This window comes from Adlercreutzia aquisgranensis, from assembly GCF_943193145.1.
In the GTDB taxonomy this organism is placed as follows: Bacteria; Actinomycetota; Coriobacteriia; order Coriobacteriales; family Eggerthellaceae; genus Xiamenia; species Xiamenia aquisgranensis.
In genome coordinates, this window is sequence record NZ_CALPDA010000015.1 from 45,390 (window position 1) to 61,195 (window position 15,806).

Genomic DNA, 15,806 nt, shown 5'->3' on the forward strand with positions numbered 1-15,806 from the left:
GTACGCGCGTTAGTAGTGTTAAGTAGTTAAGGAGACAAGACGGTGGCAGGCTCAATCTACACGCCGATACCTCTGGCAATCGGCAACATCCTGAAAGATGTCCTCACTGGCAAGATTGGTCTGCCCGACCTACAGCGGCCGTTCGTGTGGAAGAATGATAAGGTCCGTGATCTGCTCGACTCCATGCTCAAGGGCTACCCCATCGGGTACATCATGTTGTGGGAGGCTCCTGGTGACACTGACGACAAGACCGCCTTCATCGGCACCGGCGAAAAGGCGTACAAGGCTCCCAAGGAGCTCGTCATCGATGGCCAGCAACGCCTGACTGCGCTGCTCAGCGTGTTCTACGGCGAGAAGGTGAAGGACAAGAGCTACCGCGAGCGCGTCATCCGCATTGCCTACGATCCGATTGAGCGGGTGTTCAAGAATGCCGACGCCGCTACCGACCGTGACCCGCGCTATGTCTCGTCGGTCACCGAGGTGTTCCAGGCCGACCGCGATAAGACTTACTACGACTACCTAGACGCGTTCTACGAGAAGATCAACGAGTCGAACGCGAAGAAGGGCGAGGAGCCCATCACCAACGAGGAGAAGTACGCCATCCGGCGCGACTTCGACGACCTGCTGGCGCTTGAGAACTACATTACGCCGACACTTTCCATCACAAGCCAGGCTGACGAGGAAATGGTGGCCGACATCTTCGTGCGCGTGAACTCGAAGGGCCAGGCTCTCGGCCAGGATGACTTCATCATGACGTTGCTCTCGGTGTACGAGCCCGAGATGCGCGAGCGCATCGAAGCTTTCTGCGCCGACAGCCACGTGGCCGCACAGGGCACATCGTACAACCCGCTCATCACGGTATCGCCTACGCACATCATCCGCGCGACCGTCGGCCTCGGCTTCAAGCGCGGGCGCCTGCGCTACGCTTACCAGATCATGCGCGGCCGCGACCTCAAGACCAAGGAGACGAGCGCCAAGACGCGTTCCGAGAACTTCGAGACGTTCGGCAACGCACTGGACAAAGTGCTAGACCTGAACAACTGGCACGCCTACATCAACATCCTCGCGCAGGCTGGTTATATCAGCTCGACGCAGGTGACCTCGGCGAACGCGCTATTCTTCTGCTACGCCTTCTACCTCATCGGAAAGTACGAATTCAAGATGGAGACGCTGCCACTACAGAAGCTCACCCGCCGATGGTTCTACGCCTCGGCGCTCACAGCGTTCTACGTGGGATCGTTCGAGTCCGATTTCGAGCGGCAGCTGAATGATGTCTCCGCCCTGAACACTGCCGATGAGTATGTGGCCTACTTCGAGCGCGAGATTAATGCGATGCTCACCGACGACTACTTCCGCGTGACATTGCCGCTTAACTACGACGCCAACGAGGCTACCGGCCCCTCGTGGCAGGGTTTCGTAGCCGCTCAGATCGTCCTCGGCGTGAAGGTACTATTCTCCACAGCGCCACTCGCACAGCTGCTCACCATGGGGTCCTCCGGCAAGAAGAACGCGCTCGACAAGCACCATCTGTTCCCTGACCACTACCTCAAGGAACAGGGGTACTTCTCGAACCGCAGCAACAGGGCGAACTTCACCTACCTGGACTACCAGAACAACATCTACATCCAAGACGATGCGCCGGAAGACTACGTGCCACGCTACCGCGATGCGATTGGAGAAGACGAATTCAAGCGGTGCTGCCGCGAGCATGCGCTTCCTGAGGGCTTCGAGAGCATGGATTACGAGGAGTTCCTGGCGCAGCGTTGCGTGCTGATGGCGCAGCTGGTGAAAGATGGATTCGAGAAGCTGTAGGAAATGAGCAGAGGCGAAGCATACATCCACGACGAACGGCGCGAGTATCTTGCCCATGTTTTTTCCCGCACCAAGCGCAAGGACTACGAGAACTACGTCGTGAATGCGGTTTGGCAACGTCTTGCCGACCCCTACCTGCAGCCCGAAACCCAACGTTACGTGCGCCGCGACAACGGCTACGCACTGATTGACCTCTACTTCCCAGCGGTGAATGTGGGTGTCGAGTGTGACGAGGCGTACCATCTGGGCGACTGGCAGCGCAAGAGCGACAAGGCACGCGAGGAGGAAATCGCTGCTCGGTTGAATTCCGTTGACGGCGCAGGCGGCTACCTTGCATGTCACGTGCGCGCCTTTGGGACCTTCGAGCAGATGGAGCATGACATTGACCAGGCCGTGAAGCTCATTAACAGGCGCAAGCGCGAGATCCGGCCTAAGCCTTGGATGCCTGGCGTGCCGCCATGGGAAACCGCGATTGAACAGGGCTGCATCCGGGTGGGTGACGGCTTGGCGCTTCACTCGATTGCCGACGTCTGCAGGTGCTTTGGCAGGAATCCCAAGCGCATGCAGAGATGCTACTTCTCGCTGCAGCACGAACGCTACTACCTGTGGTGCCCGAAGCTCGGAATCGAGATGCCGGACGGCACGGTTGCGTCTGCCGCCTTCGGGATCACCAATACACTGTCCTACGATGGGAAGACGTTGTACCAGACAACCGATAAGTACAAAGCCGGGCCTGCCGACGACATCCTTCGCATCACTTTTGCCCGTGGCAGGGACGAGCTCGGCAGGACGGCGTATCGCCTCATTGGTGTGTTCAGGCACGATGGGCCCAAAGAGGACGATCCGTGGACCGGCATTGATGTGAAGGTTGCCGACGAGATCGACCTCTCGCCTTGGAACTAGCGACGCGTCTGCCATGGTGGGCATAAGAAAAGCCCGACGCATCGGGCTTTCCCAGACGTCGGCCGAAGCCTTTCGCCGCTATTGCCTGTATTCTACCACGCCCGTCAAGCTTTTAGACCCCGCTCAGCCATTGCTCACAAACTGACGGAGAGCGGTCAACTTGCCCCTCGCCGTGGTCTTGATGATCCTCGAGAACACGTTGAAAGGAAGCTCCGCGCGATAACGCTCGATGATGGTCTCGTATCCGGTAATGAGCTGCTTGCATTCCGTCTTGGTGAAGCCCATGCGGCGCATGAGGTAGACGAGCAGAACGACGTAGTCGGTAATATCGGTGAAGTCGACCTTGCCCACTCCCGTCTCCTGCTTGAGCAGCTGCGAGACACCCGTGTTGATCGCGCCGGATTGGAAGCGCACGTCGAGCACCACGCCGTTGTGCGCTATCGCGTTGCGAAAGTCCTTGAGCGCGAAGATGGTGTCCTTGAGACGTAGCTCAGAATCGAGATTGGTGGGCATGCCTAGGTCGCGCACGATTTCCGTCTTCACGCGGCGGTCGAGGCAGTCATAGAAAGATCCGAAGTTCCCCAAGGTCATGACCTCGAAGATGGCCCAGATGGGAATGTCCTTGTCGGCGTCGCGGAAATGTCCTATGACGTCGCGGCTCTTGTGGTTGTGAAAGATAATGCCGTCAATCTCGCCGCGCAGACGCTGCCGCCTGTCCCATGCGCTCTTGTAAGCCCTTCCGGTGTAGCTGCGGTAGTCGGTGAGGCTCTTCCGCCATATGTCCTCGAACACGCCCGACCTTGCATCCTTTATTACGGCCTCCAGGGTATAGTTCTTGAGCGCCGTCTCGATTGACATGACGCGGGGATAGAACAGCGCCTTTAGCTGCGTGTCGAAATCGTAGAGGGCGGCAACCTGCGAAAAGTCTGTGAGCGGGAGTCTGTTGGCAGCAGTGCCAGCGAAACGATAGCCCTTGTAACCGTGGTAGTAGCCGATATTCTTGAGACGGCGCTTCTGCGTGGAACCGTTTATGTTGATGCCGCCGTCGCGGAGGTGCTTCATGAGCGAGTTCAGTGTCTTAGGCAATTAACGCTCCTGTGTAGTCGAAGTTCAGCCGCACTATTTTACCGCAGGGTATTTGCGCTTGGATGGCGCATGCACTGATCTGATTGAACACACTGTGCGATGGCTGGCTTACGCCGCACTTTGTGACGCACAAATAGCCTTGTACTCGTAAGAATCAGACGCAGGCTGCCTTGAGCTGTCTGCCGAAGAGAAAGGCAGGCCAACATGGCGGGTGATAACCATGGCATCGAGGAGACGCAAGCCACGCAAGCCCAGGAAGACCTCGGGCAGCAGCAGACGACGCAAGACCAGCCGCAGGTGAGCGACACCGACTGGGGGAAGGCCGTCGCCGAGCGCGACGAGAAGATTGCGGCGCTTGAGGCGCAGGTGGCCGAGGCTGCCAAGAATGCCGAAGCCGCCGAGCGACTGCGTGGCGAGATTGCGGAGCTGAAGGCCCAGGGTGAATCCGATCGCATCGACTTCAGGCTGCAGCTCGCGGGCGTGCGCAACGTGAAGGCAGCGCGTGCGATTCTGGCAGACCACGGCGGCGACGTCGACGCGCTCAAGGAGGCAGAGCCGTGGCTGTTCGCCGACGTGCCCGCCAAACAGCAGGGTGGCAAGACCGGGCTTCCCAACGCCGGCACCAGTACGGACGCCGGCAAGACCATGAGACGCTGGCGCAAGCTCGCCGGCCTGGACGATTCCAACGACAACGCATAGGAGGGCAGAGGCATGGCCAACAGCATCGAGTTCGCGAAGAACTACACCGGAATCCTCGACGAGGTCTACCAGAGGGCGGCGGTGTCTCGCTGCCTGAACAGCGGCGGGCGCATGGTCCGCGCGGGCCGCAACGCCAAGGAGATCCTCATCCCCAAGATCTCCGTGACGGGGCTCGGGGACTACACCCGAAGCGTCGGCCACAAGACGGGCTCCATCACCTACGAGTACGAGACGCACAGCTTCGGCTACGACCGGGCTATCCGCCTGTTCGCCGACGTCATGGACGTCGAGGAAAGCGGCGTGCTCGACTGCTTCGTCGAGGCGGGCGCGGAGCTGCAGCGCACGCAGGTCGCGCCGGAGGGCGATGCGTACACGTTCAGTTAGATCGCGTCCACCGAGGGCGTGACCGTGAAGGGCGAGGGCCTCTCCGAGGCCGAGGCGGGCGACATCCTGGCGGCGCTTCGCGCCGTGACCAACGGTATGGACGAGAAGCAGGTCTCGACGGGCAGCCGCATCCTCTTCATCACGCCCGCGCTGCGCGGCGTCCTTGACGACTTCTCGCTGGCGAATCCGACGCGATCCAACCGCGTGCTCAAGCGTTTTAGCCGCATCGTTGAGGTGCCGCAGGTGCGCTTCTACACGGCCATCGACCCGCTCTCGGGAGACGAGGACCAGTTCGGCTATCGGAAAGCCGAGGGCAGCTACGAGAAGACGGCCGACACCAAGGTCGACTCCTCGAAGACCTACTATACCGAGAGCGGCGGGGTGTACACGGCGGTGGCGTCCCCCACCAAGAGCGGACTCGCCAACTACTACGAGCTCGTGGGCGCTGGCGCAGACATCAACTTCATGGTGGTGGAGAAGTCGGCCGTGATCAAGTACGACAAGCACGTGGCGTCGCGCGTGTTCAGCCCCGACGAGCTGGAGGCGCTGGACTCCTACATGCTCAAGTACCGCAAATACGGCATCGTGAGCGTGCTGGAGAACAAGCTCGACGGCGCGTACGTGAGCGCGAGCACGGAGTAGCGGGCGTGGCCGCTGCGGTGACATACGAGTTCTATTCGCAGGTTTACGGGGGCGGGCTTTCGGAGTCCGCCTTCGGACTTGCGCTGCCGGCGGCATCGCGCCACGTGCGGTGGCTGGTGGACGGATGCGAGCCTACCGAGGACGAGCTTGAGAGCTACCAGCGGGCCGTGTGCGCCGCCGTGAACGCCTTCGCTGAGTTCGGCGAAGGGCAGGTCGGCGGGTTCTCGCTCGGGGACTTCAAGGCGACCCACTACGAGGACGAGGGCACGACCGGCGAGGAGATCGCCACCGCCGACGCGCTCAAGGAGCTTGTGGGGACCTCGCTGGCGTTTAGCGGGGTGAGATGATGAGGGGCCTGCGGCCGATACCGTTGCGGCTGCTGGCCGATGACGCCGTGGTGAGGGTGCCGGATGGTGCTGGCGGCTATGCCGAGGGCGTGGCCGTGTCTCACGTGCGGTTCGGGCGGACGCAGTCGGTCGTGGATGACGGACATCGCTCAGCCGATGCGGGCAGCGGCAAGGTCTACGTCGACGCGATTAACAGCGGCGGTGCCTTCGAAGTGCCTGCGGGGTCTTGCATCGACTTCGACGGACATTCCTATTACGTGGCCGAGTGCAGGCGGTGCGAGGGCTTCAACGGCCACGTGCACCACTGGGAGCTGGGGGTGAGATGAGCTGTGCGGAGTCGATTAAGAAACTGCTGGTAGATGCCCACTTCACAAGTTGCTTCACAAAAGTTCTGCCATCGGCGCTTGACTGCGCTGAGCCCATCGTCGTCGTTGAAGGCGCATTCTCGCGCGAGTCGCGGATGGCCGAAGAGGAGCGCGGGGCCGTTGCCGTAACGGTGATGGTGGTGCGCGAGGTCGCGGCCGATGCGGAGTCCGTCGCAGTTGACGCCGAGCTGGCGGTGCGCAGGGCCGACTGGGAGCCTTACGCGGACGCTGGGACCTATCGGATCGTGGGTGTCGACACCACGGCACCCGCGTTCAGGGAACGCGACTCAAGCGGACGGTACGTGCGGGCGTTCAACATGGCGTGCACGGTGGTGGGGTCGCTGTGAGTGACAAGGCTGATGACAAGTGGAGGAGTAACCGCGATAACGAATTGCGGAAACTCGCTGAATCCATGGCGCAAAAACCCAAAAGGGCCAGCGCCATCGACGAGATGAGCCTGGAGTCGCGAAGGCGTGCCATCGCCTACTGACGAGCGAGGGGCAACGCATGAGGTCGATCGTCTACAACGGGGTCGACCTGTCGGAGTGGAGCTCGGCCGAGGTCGTCGAGAAGGCCGCTCTGCCCGTGGTGCCCGACACGATGGTGGTGCCGGGACGTGCGGGCGCTCTTCTCGTCTCCGGCCGCATACCGCCCAGGCTCGTGCGTGTGCGGCTGTACATGGACACCGGATTCAAGCCCGGGACCAACGGGTTGGCCGACATCCGGCACAGGGCCTACGCGGCGTTCTGCTCCACCGTCGGCGGGACGCTGCGGCTGCCCGACGAGCTGGAGCTCGAGTACCGCGATGCCGTGTGCACCGATGCGGGCTCGTGGTCTTCGCTCTTCGAGGACGGCAAGGGCGAGGTTTCGTTTGCGCTGCTCGACCCCGTGGCCTACGGGCTGGCGCGCTCCGAAGCCGGCACGTCGTTCGAGACCGGCGGGTCGTGGCCCACTTGGCCGGCATTCGAGCTGGTCGCCTGCCTGTTCTGCCGTGCAGGTCGGCTGCGGTGACGCGTTCGTGCGCGTGGAGCATGCCTTCTCAGGTGGTGAGATGGTGCACATCGACTGCGAGAGCGAGGGTGTGACCGTCGACGGCGTCGATGCTCGTGTCGACGTGACGCTGGCGAGTGACTTCTTCTCGCTTTCTCCTGGCAGCTGCGAGCTGAACTTCACGGGATGTTCCTCCCATACGACCAGCTTCCGCGAGAGGTGGCTGTGATGGCGGGCTTCGTTCCCACGGTCTTCTGGTTCGACCGCTTCGACGAGCGCATCGGGATACTCCCCGTCGTCGGCGAGCTGGTCCACACCGATGAGCTCAACGGCGAAGACACGCTGGAGTTCGAGTGCCGCGAGGTGCCCGCCAAGGGCGACAGGCTGCTATGGCGGGACGTCGACGTGTGGCGCGAGCACGTCGTAGTGCGCACGGACGAACCGCTAGAGGGGCTGTGCTCGGTGTATGCGGAGTCTTCCCTCTGCGAGCTTTTGGACGACTTCATCGAGGAGCAGCACCTCGTCTCGAAGACGGCGCGGCAGGCTCTGGCGGTCGTGCTCGCACCCACGCGCTGGACGATCGCGTCGTGCGGCGTGGCCGGCACTGCTGGCTGCGTGCTCTACCACGTGAACGCGCTCTGGGCGCTGCGGAGGGTCGCCGAAGTCTGGGACAGCGAGGTCGAGCCCGTGATAACGGTGGCGGGCAGACGGGCGGCGTCGCGGTCAATACGCTTCAGGCAGCGGCTCGGCAGCTGGCGCGGGCTTCGCTTCACCTACGGCAAGAACATGGCGGAGTGCACGCGCACGGTCCTGGAGCAGGACGTCTACGCGGCGCTCTACGGGTTCGGCGCGGGGCTTCCCGTGACCGACAAGGACGGGCGCTACACGGGCGGCTACCGCAAGAAGCTGACCTTCGGCGAGGTCAACGGCGGCGTCAACTGGGTCGGCGACGAGCAGGCGCGCCTGGTGTGGGGGCGCTGGAACGCGGACAGGACGGCCAAGGTGCACAGCTTCGGACAGGTGACCTTCTCGGAGTGCGACGACCCGGCCAGGCTGCTCGCGCTGACGAGGAAGGCGCTTGTGGACGCGGTTCAGCCGAAGGTGAGCTACGAGCTTGCCGACCTCGACTTCTGACGCCGGGGTTGTGACGCGGGCATACCCTGAGCGGAGACTCTAGAAGGTGCCTCGTACTCGACGGATACGGACTTCACAAGCTAGTTTGGGACGCTGCGGACGAGCGGTTCGGCGACGTGCTGGTGGCTTCGCCGGCCGATGCCGGAGGGCGCGGGATCTCGCTGAGCGTTCGCCAAGATGGAGCAGCCGCCAACCTGACGGGCGCGACCGTCTACTTCGCGTGGAAGCACAAGGTTACCGGCGAGCGCGGGACGGAGCCCTTCACGGTAGTCGACGCCTCAGCCGGCACGTTCGAGGTCTACTACCCGGCCGCGATGCAGGAAGCCGAGGGCGCCGTGCTGGCGCAGGTAATGGTCTCGCGTGGTGACGGCGCCTACATCAGCTCGCGCGTGTTCACCATCCGCGTGGAGCCCGTGGTGGTGGGTGACGAGGAGCGCGAGGACGGGTTCACGCTGTTCTTGGACGCTATCAACGCGTACGAGCACGCGACGGAGATTACGACCGATGCAGCGACGGCGGCGAACGCTGCGGCTGCGCTTGCGAACACAGCACGCGAAAACCTGACCGCTGCGGCCGAGCGCGGCGACTTCGACGGTGCCGACGGTGTGGACGGGTTCAGCCCAACGGCCACCGCGACGCAGACCGCCGATGGCGCGACAATCACAATCACCGACAAGAACGGCACGACCACTGCCGATGTTGCCAGGGGAATGAAGGGTGACAAGGGCGATACGGGCGACGTCGGTCCGCAAGGCCCAAAAGGCGACACCGGCAAGCAAGGTCCGCAGGGAATCCAGGGCGAGGCTGGCCCGCAAGGTCCGAAGGGCGATACGGGTGAAACCGGCCCGCAAGGGCCGCAGGGCATCCAGGGAGAGACGGGTGCCACGGGCGCTACTGGTCCCCAGGGTCCCAAGGGCGACACGGGGCCGCAGGGTGCGACTGGCCCTTCCGGCGCTGACGGCGTCTCCCGCACGCACTCATGGAACGGCTCGGCGCTATTCGTCGCGAGCACGTCGGGTACGAGCTCAGCTGATTTGCGCGGACCGCAGGGCATCCAAGGCATCCAGGGCGAGACGGGACCGCGGGGCGAGACCGGAGCGACCGGTGCCACGGGACCGCAAGGGCCGAAGGGCGACACAAGCGATGACGGCGCGGACGCGACCATCACCGGCGCCTCCGCCACTGTCGACTCTTCCACCGGCACGCCTTCCGTCAACGTCACTTTGGGCGGCACGGCATCTGCCAGGACGTTCGCGTTCCACAACCTCAAGGGCGAGACAGGCGCGACGGGGCCGACCGGGCCGCAGGGGCCGGCGGGCACGACGCCTGACCTGTCTGCCTACGCGACCAAGCAGTATGTGGACGCCGCCATCGCCGCGCTCGCCAACCTCGAAGAGGAGGAGTTCTGATGGCCGTAGGCACCGTCTCCACGAGCATCCTCACCGACATAGCCAACGCGATCCGCTACCAGGCGGGCGTGGCAACGTTGTACAAGCCGCGCGAGATGGCCGCTGCGGTGGCCGCGCTCGACGGAACGGACGCCGGCAACTATCAGGCTCAGCCCAACATGGCGCTTGAGTCGGGCGTGCTTCCAGAGTCGGTCTTCTCGGACATCGCAGCCGCCATCCGCGGGCAGAACGGCGAGAGCAAGCTCTACGCGCCTGGCGACATGGCAGCCGCCATCCTGGCGCTCGAGTGGGACGTGGGCTACAAGATTCGTGCGCTCCTCCTGGACGACGGCACCCTGGAGATCAACTACTACGAGCGGCGCACGTCGGTCACCGGCGGGCGCATCGTGCAGGTCTTCGAGGTCGACCCGGCAGGCTACTCTTCCGCGAGCGCGAGGTCGTACGGCTCCATCAAGCTGCTCGTGAAGAAGGTCTACATCGACTCGACCATCGGGGCGCTGGGGCTCACCAACTGCAACTACTGGTTCAATGCGTTCGCCAACTGCACGGAGATACGCGGGTTCGAGAACCTGTCCGGCATGACGAGCGCCAACCAGATGTTCACGAGCTGCGGGAGCCCGGAGACGATCTACGCCACGAGCTTCAGCAACTCGGGGCTCTCGGGCTCGCTCATGTTCAACAGCTGCAACCGCCTGGTGGGCGGCACCGACGGCTTCGTGCCATCCACGACAAGCGGCGCGAGCGTCTGCAAGCTGGGAGCGGGCGGAGTGCTGACCGACCCGAACGACGACCGGCGCACCTGGTTCTGGGCGCACTTCTACGCGGACAGCGAGGGCGTGTTGACGGCCTCTTCGACCCCTGACGCCACGCGTGAGCTCGTGGCATCGAACAGGATCTGCACAATCGGCAAGTACGTGGGGCTCGGGTTCACGCCCTGGGACGGCGTCACGGGACCGACCCATCGCCAGCACCTCACGAGCGCGACGATCGCTTCGGACATGGCGGGCTTCTCGTATCTGAACTTCAACTACCTGTTCTACTCGTGCACGAGCCTCGCGAGCGTGAATGGCCTGAGCAACCTGTCCGGTGTGCGCGCGATGCGCTACACGTTCAGCTCCTGCGCCTTCACCACAATCGACTTCCGAGGCTTCGACCCATTGACGCTCACGGACCTGTTTTACACGTTCTCGAGGTGCTCGCACGTGACGACGATCTACGCGGACTCCACCTGGGCGATTCCTTCGAGCGGAATCACGGGCTCGCAGTGCTTCTACTCGTGCTCCACGTCGCTTGTTGGCGGCAACGGCACCACATGGGCCAGCGGCAAGACGGCCTACACCTACTTCCGCATCGACGCGGCGAGCACGCCAGGGTACATCACAGCGAGTTAGCGGATGCGGGAAGCATCAGGATGCGACCGTCTGTTACCTCTTCGAAAAGTAGGTCGATATCCTCGTAGACGCCCTGCAGCTCAGTGTCGATGGTGTCGAGTACAAACCTGTCCCGTAGAGCCGGCCTCGTTACAAGGCCCCACTTGAGCTGCTGGTACGAGTACTTTGCAAAAGCGATCCACTGAGGATAGTTGATTGCCATGGGGTTCTCCGTGAAGACCACCTTGCCTGCATTGATGGCGGTAGCCGCGGAATGGGCGGTGAAGAGCATCGTCCCGAGCTTTGGCATCTTTTCGTGATTCGTGCTGATGGGAATCGCGTCCTTAACAGCAGACCCCTCTTTAATCCGCTTAATGGCATAGCCCATCCGCACGACGACCTCTATGAGCATCGCGCTCACCGACATCGAGCAGAAGTGGATGAAGTCGTACCCCTCGTAGTACATGCCCTGAACAATCTCGGTGACCGTCTGCTCATACTCGCCGATGCTGCCGAACTGCAGCAGGTTGAACAGTCCCATCATGGGCGCGGGCAGCCCCATCGAGGTTGTCATATCGGACTTGAGATGCGCCACCTGCTTCGCCAAGGCGGCAAATATGTCCGCCTCGGTGCGGTCTGCATAGTTCTCCATTACCTGCGAGACGAATTTGCCGGCCTTGTCTATGGTGGTCATCCTGCCCGTGAGGATGTCGGCCACACCGAACACAAAACCGAGCAGGGGGTCATGGCCGAGGGACAGCAGCCTGTGGTAGTAGGCAGAAAGCCCTTCGACCCACTCGGCAGTGTTGCGGTTATCCTGTGCGTCAAATGGAACCTTGCTGACCTTCGAGTTGGCCAGCTTCTCCATCTCCTCGGGTGGGAACCTTCGGTCGAATGCATCGCGGATATAGTTGGAAAGCGGCCCGGCTTTGAGCCCATCGTGCGTCTTCTGCGGGATGCCAACGAGCAGGATGTCCACGGCTCCTGCAAGCAGTCCTGCGGCGACGGCAATCGCAATATCGAACTTGTCCAGCTTATGGATCTGGTTGTATTCGAAGTTGAGCCTTCGTATGGCGAGGGCGTTCTCCTTGAGCTCCTCTGCGGTGAACAGGTCCTCAATCTCCACTTCGTAGCTGATGGCTTGTTCCGCCCCAGCGCAAAGGTCGTCCCACGACGGCACGCGGAGAATTGCTCGCTGCATCGAGCTGCCGCGCGTCACGTTAGGCGGAAGCGCATATCCGAGCTCGCTGAGAAGCCTCTCGCTTGTCGCGATGCGTTCTTCGATCCCGCTTGTGTCGAGTACCTCAATCTCGTCAAGCTGCTTTGCCTGATAAGCGAGGACCCTGTTGATGCGCTTCTCGTCTTCCATGGGGCTATGCGGCATCGTCGATTCCGAGATCCTGGCGCAAATCCCGCACTGCACGCTCGAGCAGGACGTTCAGGCTCTGCAGGTAGTCCACGCGTTCCTTGCTTGCGTCGACCTCGTCCTTGAGTGCCTGGATGATAGCTTGGTGCTTCTCTAGAGCTGCCTTGTAGAGTCGTTCCTTCTCCTGCTTGAGCTGCTTGTTCTTGAGATGGGATGCCATTCCGACGCCGACCGCAGCGAGGGCGGCCACAGGAGCCGCCAGAACGAATACGCCTGCAACCATGCCGCCACCCACTATGCTGCCCGCAGCAGCGAGCCCTGACGTAATGCCGGCAGCGGAAAGCCCGACCGCGCCAAGGCCGTACAGCGCGGCAAACGAGCCAACGCCTCCGATGCCCGCTCCCAGCAAGCCTGCCAGCACCTCGGGAATAGAACTCTCGCGGATCGTACGGCCTTTGTCATTGAGCGCGGCACCGGCTTCGTTCACAACGTTTACGACCTGCTGCAGCGAATCGACGCTTTGGAAGATCATGTCCTTCTTCTTTTTGACGTACTCACCCATGGTCGGACCTCGCTGCTAATTGCCTCTTGTTGATGATGCCAATTATAAAGCGCGAGCATGCGCCCCAAGGTCAACCGGCGGTTGACATCCGTACAAGGCTAAACGGCAAACAGAAACGGGGCCAGACATGCTGACCCCGCGCGAAAATACTGTCGGTGCTGCCTAAATCGTTTCAAGCTCCCGGTACAGTGGGTCACCTTCTCCGACAAGGACATCCCACCACCAATCGGCGCTCTCGACTCCCGACTGGCAGAGCATTTCAAACAGCTTGGTCCTGGCGTCGGCAGGCAGCTGCTCGAAGTCTTCGCGCATGGCGTCGAGTACGGCCTTGCTGGTGGAGACCATGTCGTTGCAGATCTCCTTCTTCTCATCCAAGCTGTATCTCAGGCGAGTACAGGCAGATATCTGCTTTGAAATAGGCTATATCCTCGGCCTGCTGGAGCTCGGTCCATTTCTCATCGTTCATCATGGTCATATCGGCGATCCTTTCGTCTCTCCCTCCGCGCAAAACCCGAAGGTCGCGGGTGAATCTTGGAAGCCTTCTGGAAGACATTGGAAGAAAAACCAGTGGCGCCCAATGTCCCCCAGCGGTACCAGTGTCATCAAGAAACGCCTGCTAGGAGTACTAGTGATGTATCGTGTCGCCTTCTGTCATATCGTTGAATGCCGCTCATAACCCGGAGGTCGTTGGTTCAAATCCAGCTCCCGCGACCAAACTTTCAGCCACCTTCGGGTGGCTTTTGTTTTACCGAATGGCGGTACGCAAGTCGGCGGACTGATGGGGGGGCGCGGCAACTTTCTGCAAGTTTGCTTCTTTGTTGGGCGTGATGCCGAGGCTCGCAAAGCTGCAGGCAGCAGCCACCGGCAGCAAAACGCTCTAACCCGCGTCGGCGCACTGCTGGATTGTGAAGGCAGAAACGACGCTGGGGTTAGCTGCAGAGACACCACGTCGGGCAATGCTGCGTGGTCGGGGTCGCACGAGAGGATTTGAGCCAGCGGCACCGTGCGGGCGCCACTGCCAAACGAGTCGAGCAAAGGGGATGCTCGCGATAAAGGAGGCAAGGTCGATGGAAACGCTTATCGTTGGGGACGTACACTTGAGGACCGAATGGGTCCTTCCGGCCATCGACGACGTGCTTGCCGGACATCCCGCTGTGGGGCGCGTGGTATTCACCGGCGACTTCTGCGACGAATGGAACGCGCGACCGCAAACCATGCGGGACGGCATTTGCACCCTGGTCCGCTGGGTGGAAGCCCGACGGAGCCAGGGACTGTCCGTCGACCTCGTATTCGGGAACCACGATTTCCAATACCTGCTGGGCGAGCAAGGGCCCGGCACTCACATGACCCTGGTGCCGTTCGTGCGCGAGATGCTTTTCCCGCTTGGGCTGCGGATGGCCCACATCGTCGACGGCTTCCTGGTCACCCACGCAGGGCTCACCGGCATCTGGGCCAACGAGTACCTCAGCCGGCCCGCAACGGCCGAAGAGGCGGCGCACCAGCTCAACGCCATGCTGGACGAAGGGTCGCTACGCACGCTCTACAAACTCCACGCTTGTGGGCGCGGGCGCGGCGGTCGCGAAGTGCCTGGGCCGTTGTGGGCCGACCGTCAGGAGCTCATGCGCGACCCGTACCCAGCATTCAACCAGATTGTCGGCCACTCTCCTCTCCGTCGCATCACCCGGGAGCGCGTGTTCGCCAAAGGTAGCGACGGCACACGGCGAGCTGTTGTCCTGTGGTTCTGCGACACGTTCTCTCGCTTGCCGAACGGGCGCGCCATCGGCAACGGCAGCATGCTCCTGATGGCTAACGGGAAGGGGCGGCCGGTGCCCTAGTGCGCGGAGAACCGGCCATGTGGGTTTGCGGGACATCGCACAAGCGGCATGTCGCGCATCCGCACTGCAAGCGACTGAGCTGCGGAAACAAGTGAAAATCCCAGTTCACGGGCAAGTGCGCGACATGCCTGCTGTGCAACGCATAACCGGCATGTCGTGCATCGCTCGCAGTAACGAGCAGAAGCTGCGGCGGGCGGCAGCGGGCGGGCGGCAGCGGGCTGGCGGCAGCGGGCGGGCGGCAGCGGGCTGGCGGCAGCGGGCTGGCGGCAGCGGGCGGGCGCAATCGTTCGAAATGTGCCGCCCGAGAATCCACTCCTTCACAGCCAGCTGACAACTCCCCCACCCTCCCCCGATGAGACAGAGGGCTTTGCAAAAATGGGGGGCAAGTCCCTAGTGGAGGAGGACAGCATGAGCAAGTCCGCTCTCGATAAATTTGTCGCCCCGCGCACACCGGGCACGCCAGACCCATTCGCACGTCCCCTTGACGACGTCTCGACGCATGACGCAAAAAACCGAGCATCCAGAGAGATGACGTCCCAGCGGCTGGATTCAGCCCTAAACAAGCTGGCTGGAATCCCTTGCCGACTTGCGACCGCCCTGGCCGTGGCCGCATGCCTGGTGCTGGGAACAGCGGCGAGTGCGTGGGCCGCTTCGGGAAGCTGGGAAGGCCGGGATGGCGCCTGGTGGTACCGCTACGACAACGGCGGATACGCTACCAACTGGGAGTCCATCGACGGCAGCTGGTATCACTTCGGCGCGTCGGGCTGGATGCAAACCGGCTGGCTCGACCTGGACGGCACCTGGTACTACCTGACCTCGTCGGGGGCCATGGCCGAGGGGTGGGAGTCCGTCGGCGGCTCCTGGTACTACCTCAACCCGGGCAGCGGCGCTATGGCCGAAGG

At 62.4% G+C, this 15,806-nt stretch carries 19 protein-coding genes and 1 pseudogene; 16 read left to right on the forward strand and 4 right to left on the reverse strand.

Annotated elements, in window-relative coordinates; genetic code table 11:
• The first annotated feature begins 42 nt into the window (after positions 1-42).
• Both NFR41_RS09660 and NFR41_RS09665 read left to right on the forward strand, forming a co-directional pair.
• Complete coding sequence (locus NFR41_RS09660) at positions 43-1,812, forward strand: GmrSD restriction endonuclease domain-containing protein (RefSeq protein ID WP_251231685.1); 1,770 nt, start codon at positions 43-45, stop codon at positions 1,810-1,812.
• A 3-nt stretch (positions 1,813-1,815) separates the two neighbouring features.
• Positions 1,816-2,715 (forward strand): AbaSI family restriction endonuclease, encoded by a 900-nt coding sequence (locus NFR41_RS09665; RefSeq protein WP_251231686.1) that lies wholly within the window; start codon positions 1,816-1,818, stop codon positions 2,713-2,715.
• A gap of 123 nt (positions 2,716-2,838) precedes the next feature.
• On the opposite strand, the gene NFR41_RS09670 is transcribed toward NFR41_RS09665, so the two are convergent.
• Positions 2,839-3,801 (reverse strand): Abi family protein, encoded by a 963-nt coding sequence (locus NFR41_RS09670; protein ID WP_251231687.1) that lies wholly within the window; start codon positions 3,799-3,801, stop codon positions 2,839-2,841.
• A 204-nt stretch (positions 3,802-4,005) separates the two neighbouring features.
• Between NFR41_RS09670 and NFR41_RS09675 the strand changes: the two genes are divergently transcribed.
• From NFR41_RS09675 to NFR41_RS09725, 11 genes are all read left to right on the forward strand, one after another.
• Positions 4,006-4,500 carry a hypothetical protein gene (locus NFR41_RS09675; protein WP_251231688.1) on the forward strand — a complete coding sequence of 165 codons (495 nt, stop codon included), beginning with the start codon at positions 4,006-4,008 and terminating at the stop codon, positions 4,498-4,500.
• 12 nt (positions 4,501-4,512) lie between these two features.
• Entirely contained in the window at positions 4,513-4,884 is a 372-nt protein-coding gene (locus NFR41_RS09680) for a hypothetical protein (RefSeq protein WP_251231689.1), read from the forward strand.
• A gap of 24 nt (positions 4,885-4,908) precedes the next feature.
• Positions 4,909-5,526: a hypothetical protein gene (locus NFR41_RS09685; protein ID WP_251231690.1), complete on the forward strand. Its 618-nt coding sequence runs from the start codon at positions 4,909-4,911 to the stop codon at positions 5,524-5,526.
• A gap of 5 nt (positions 5,527-5,531) precedes the next feature.
• Positions 5,532-5,873, forward strand: coding sequence for a hypothetical protein (locus tag NFR41_RS09690; RefSeq protein WP_251231691.1), 342 nt, complete (start codon positions 5,532-5,534; stop codon positions 5,871-5,873).
• Positions 5,870-6,199, forward strand: a complete 330-nt coding sequence (locus NFR41_RS09695) for a putative minor capsid protein (protein ID WP_251231692.1) — start codon at positions 5,870-5,872, stop codon at positions 6,197-6,199. The genes NFR41_RS09690 and NFR41_RS09695 overlap by 4 nt, the downstream gene beginning before the upstream one ends.
• Positions 6,196-6,585 carry a hypothetical protein gene (locus NFR41_RS09700; RefSeq protein WP_251231693.1) on the forward strand — a complete coding sequence of 130 codons (390 nt, stop codon included), beginning with the start codon at positions 6,196-6,198 and terminating at the stop codon, positions 6,583-6,585. The genes NFR41_RS09695 and NFR41_RS09700 overlap by 4 nt, the downstream gene beginning before the upstream one ends.
• A gap of 160 nt (positions 6,586-6,745) precedes the next feature.
• Positions 6,746-7,249 (forward strand): phage tail family protein, encoded by a 504-nt coding sequence (locus NFR41_RS09705; protein ID WP_251231694.1) that lies wholly within the window; start codon positions 6,746-6,748, stop codon positions 7,247-7,249.
• A 40-nt stretch (positions 7,250-7,289) separates the two neighbouring features.
• Positions 7,290-7,457, forward strand: coding sequence for a phage tail family protein (locus NFR41_RS09710; RefSeq protein ID WP_251231695.1), 168 nt, complete (start codon positions 7,290-7,292; stop codon positions 7,455-7,457).
• On the forward strand, positions 7,457-8,362 hold the full coding sequence (locus tag NFR41_RS09715; RefSeq protein ID WP_251231696.1) for a phage tail spike protein: 906 nt from the start codon (positions 7,457-7,459) through the stop codon (positions 8,360-8,362). The genes NFR41_RS09710 and NFR41_RS09715 overlap by 1 nt, the downstream gene beginning before the upstream one ends.
• A gap of 116 nt (positions 8,363-8,478) precedes the next feature.
• On the forward strand, positions 8,479-9,771 hold the full coding sequence (locus NFR41_RS09720) for a BppU family phage baseplate upper protein (RefSeq protein ID WP_251231697.1): 1,293 nt from the start codon (positions 8,479-8,481) through the stop codon (positions 9,769-9,771).
• Complete coding sequence (locus tag NFR41_RS09725; protein WP_251231698.1) at positions 9,771-11,162, forward strand: leucine-rich repeat domain-containing protein; 1,392 nt, start codon at positions 9,771-9,773, stop codon at positions 11,160-11,162. Before NFR41_RS09720 ends, NFR41_RS09725 begins: the two co-directional genes overlap by 1 nt.
• Here the strand turns inward: NFR41_RS09725 and NFR41_RS09730 are convergent.
• The 3 genes from NFR41_RS09730 to NFR41_RS09740 all read right to left on the reverse strand — a co-directional run bounded on the left by NFR41_RS09730 (position 11,149) and on the right by NFR41_RS09740 (position 13,414).
• Complete coding sequence (locus NFR41_RS09730) at positions 11,149-12,510, reverse strand: hypothetical protein (protein ID WP_251231699.1); 1,362 nt, start codon at positions 12,508-12,510, stop codon at positions 11,149-11,151. The genes NFR41_RS09725 and NFR41_RS09730 overlap by 14 nt on opposite strands.
• Before the next feature lie 4 nt (positions 12,511-12,514).
• Positions 12,515-13,069 carry a hypothetical protein gene (locus NFR41_RS09735; RefSeq protein ID WP_251231700.1) on the reverse strand — a complete coding sequence of 185 codons (555 nt, stop codon included), beginning with the start codon at positions 13,067-13,069 and terminating at the stop codon, positions 12,515-12,517.
• A 162-nt stretch (positions 13,070-13,231) separates the two neighbouring features.
• Positions 13,232-13,414 (reverse strand): hypothetical protein, encoded by a 183-nt coding sequence (locus NFR41_RS09740; RefSeq protein ID WP_251231701.1) that lies wholly within the window; start codon positions 13,412-13,414, stop codon positions 13,232-13,234.
• Here NFR41_RS09740 and NFR41_RS09745 point away from each other — a divergent pair.
• The 3 genes and pseudogenes from NFR41_RS09745 to NFR41_RS09755 form a co-directional block, all read left to right on the forward strand.
• Positions 13,413-13,745 (forward strand): hypothetical protein, encoded by a 333-nt coding sequence (locus NFR41_RS09745; RefSeq protein WP_251231702.1) that lies wholly within the window; start codon positions 13,413-13,415, stop codon positions 13,743-13,745. The two genes, NFR41_RS09740 and NFR41_RS09745, sit on opposite strands and share 2 nt — an antisense overlap.
• 391 nt (positions 13,746-14,136) lie before the next feature.
• A complete protein-coding gene (locus tag NFR41_RS09750) occupies positions 14,137-14,904 on the forward strand; it encodes a metallophosphoesterase family protein (RefSeq protein ID WP_251231703.1) in 768 nt (255 codons plus the stop codon).
• 528 nt (positions 14,905-15,432) lie between these two features.
• Positions 15,433-15,806: pseudogene (locus NFR41_RS09755) on the forward strand (hypothetical protein); the annotation flags it as partial.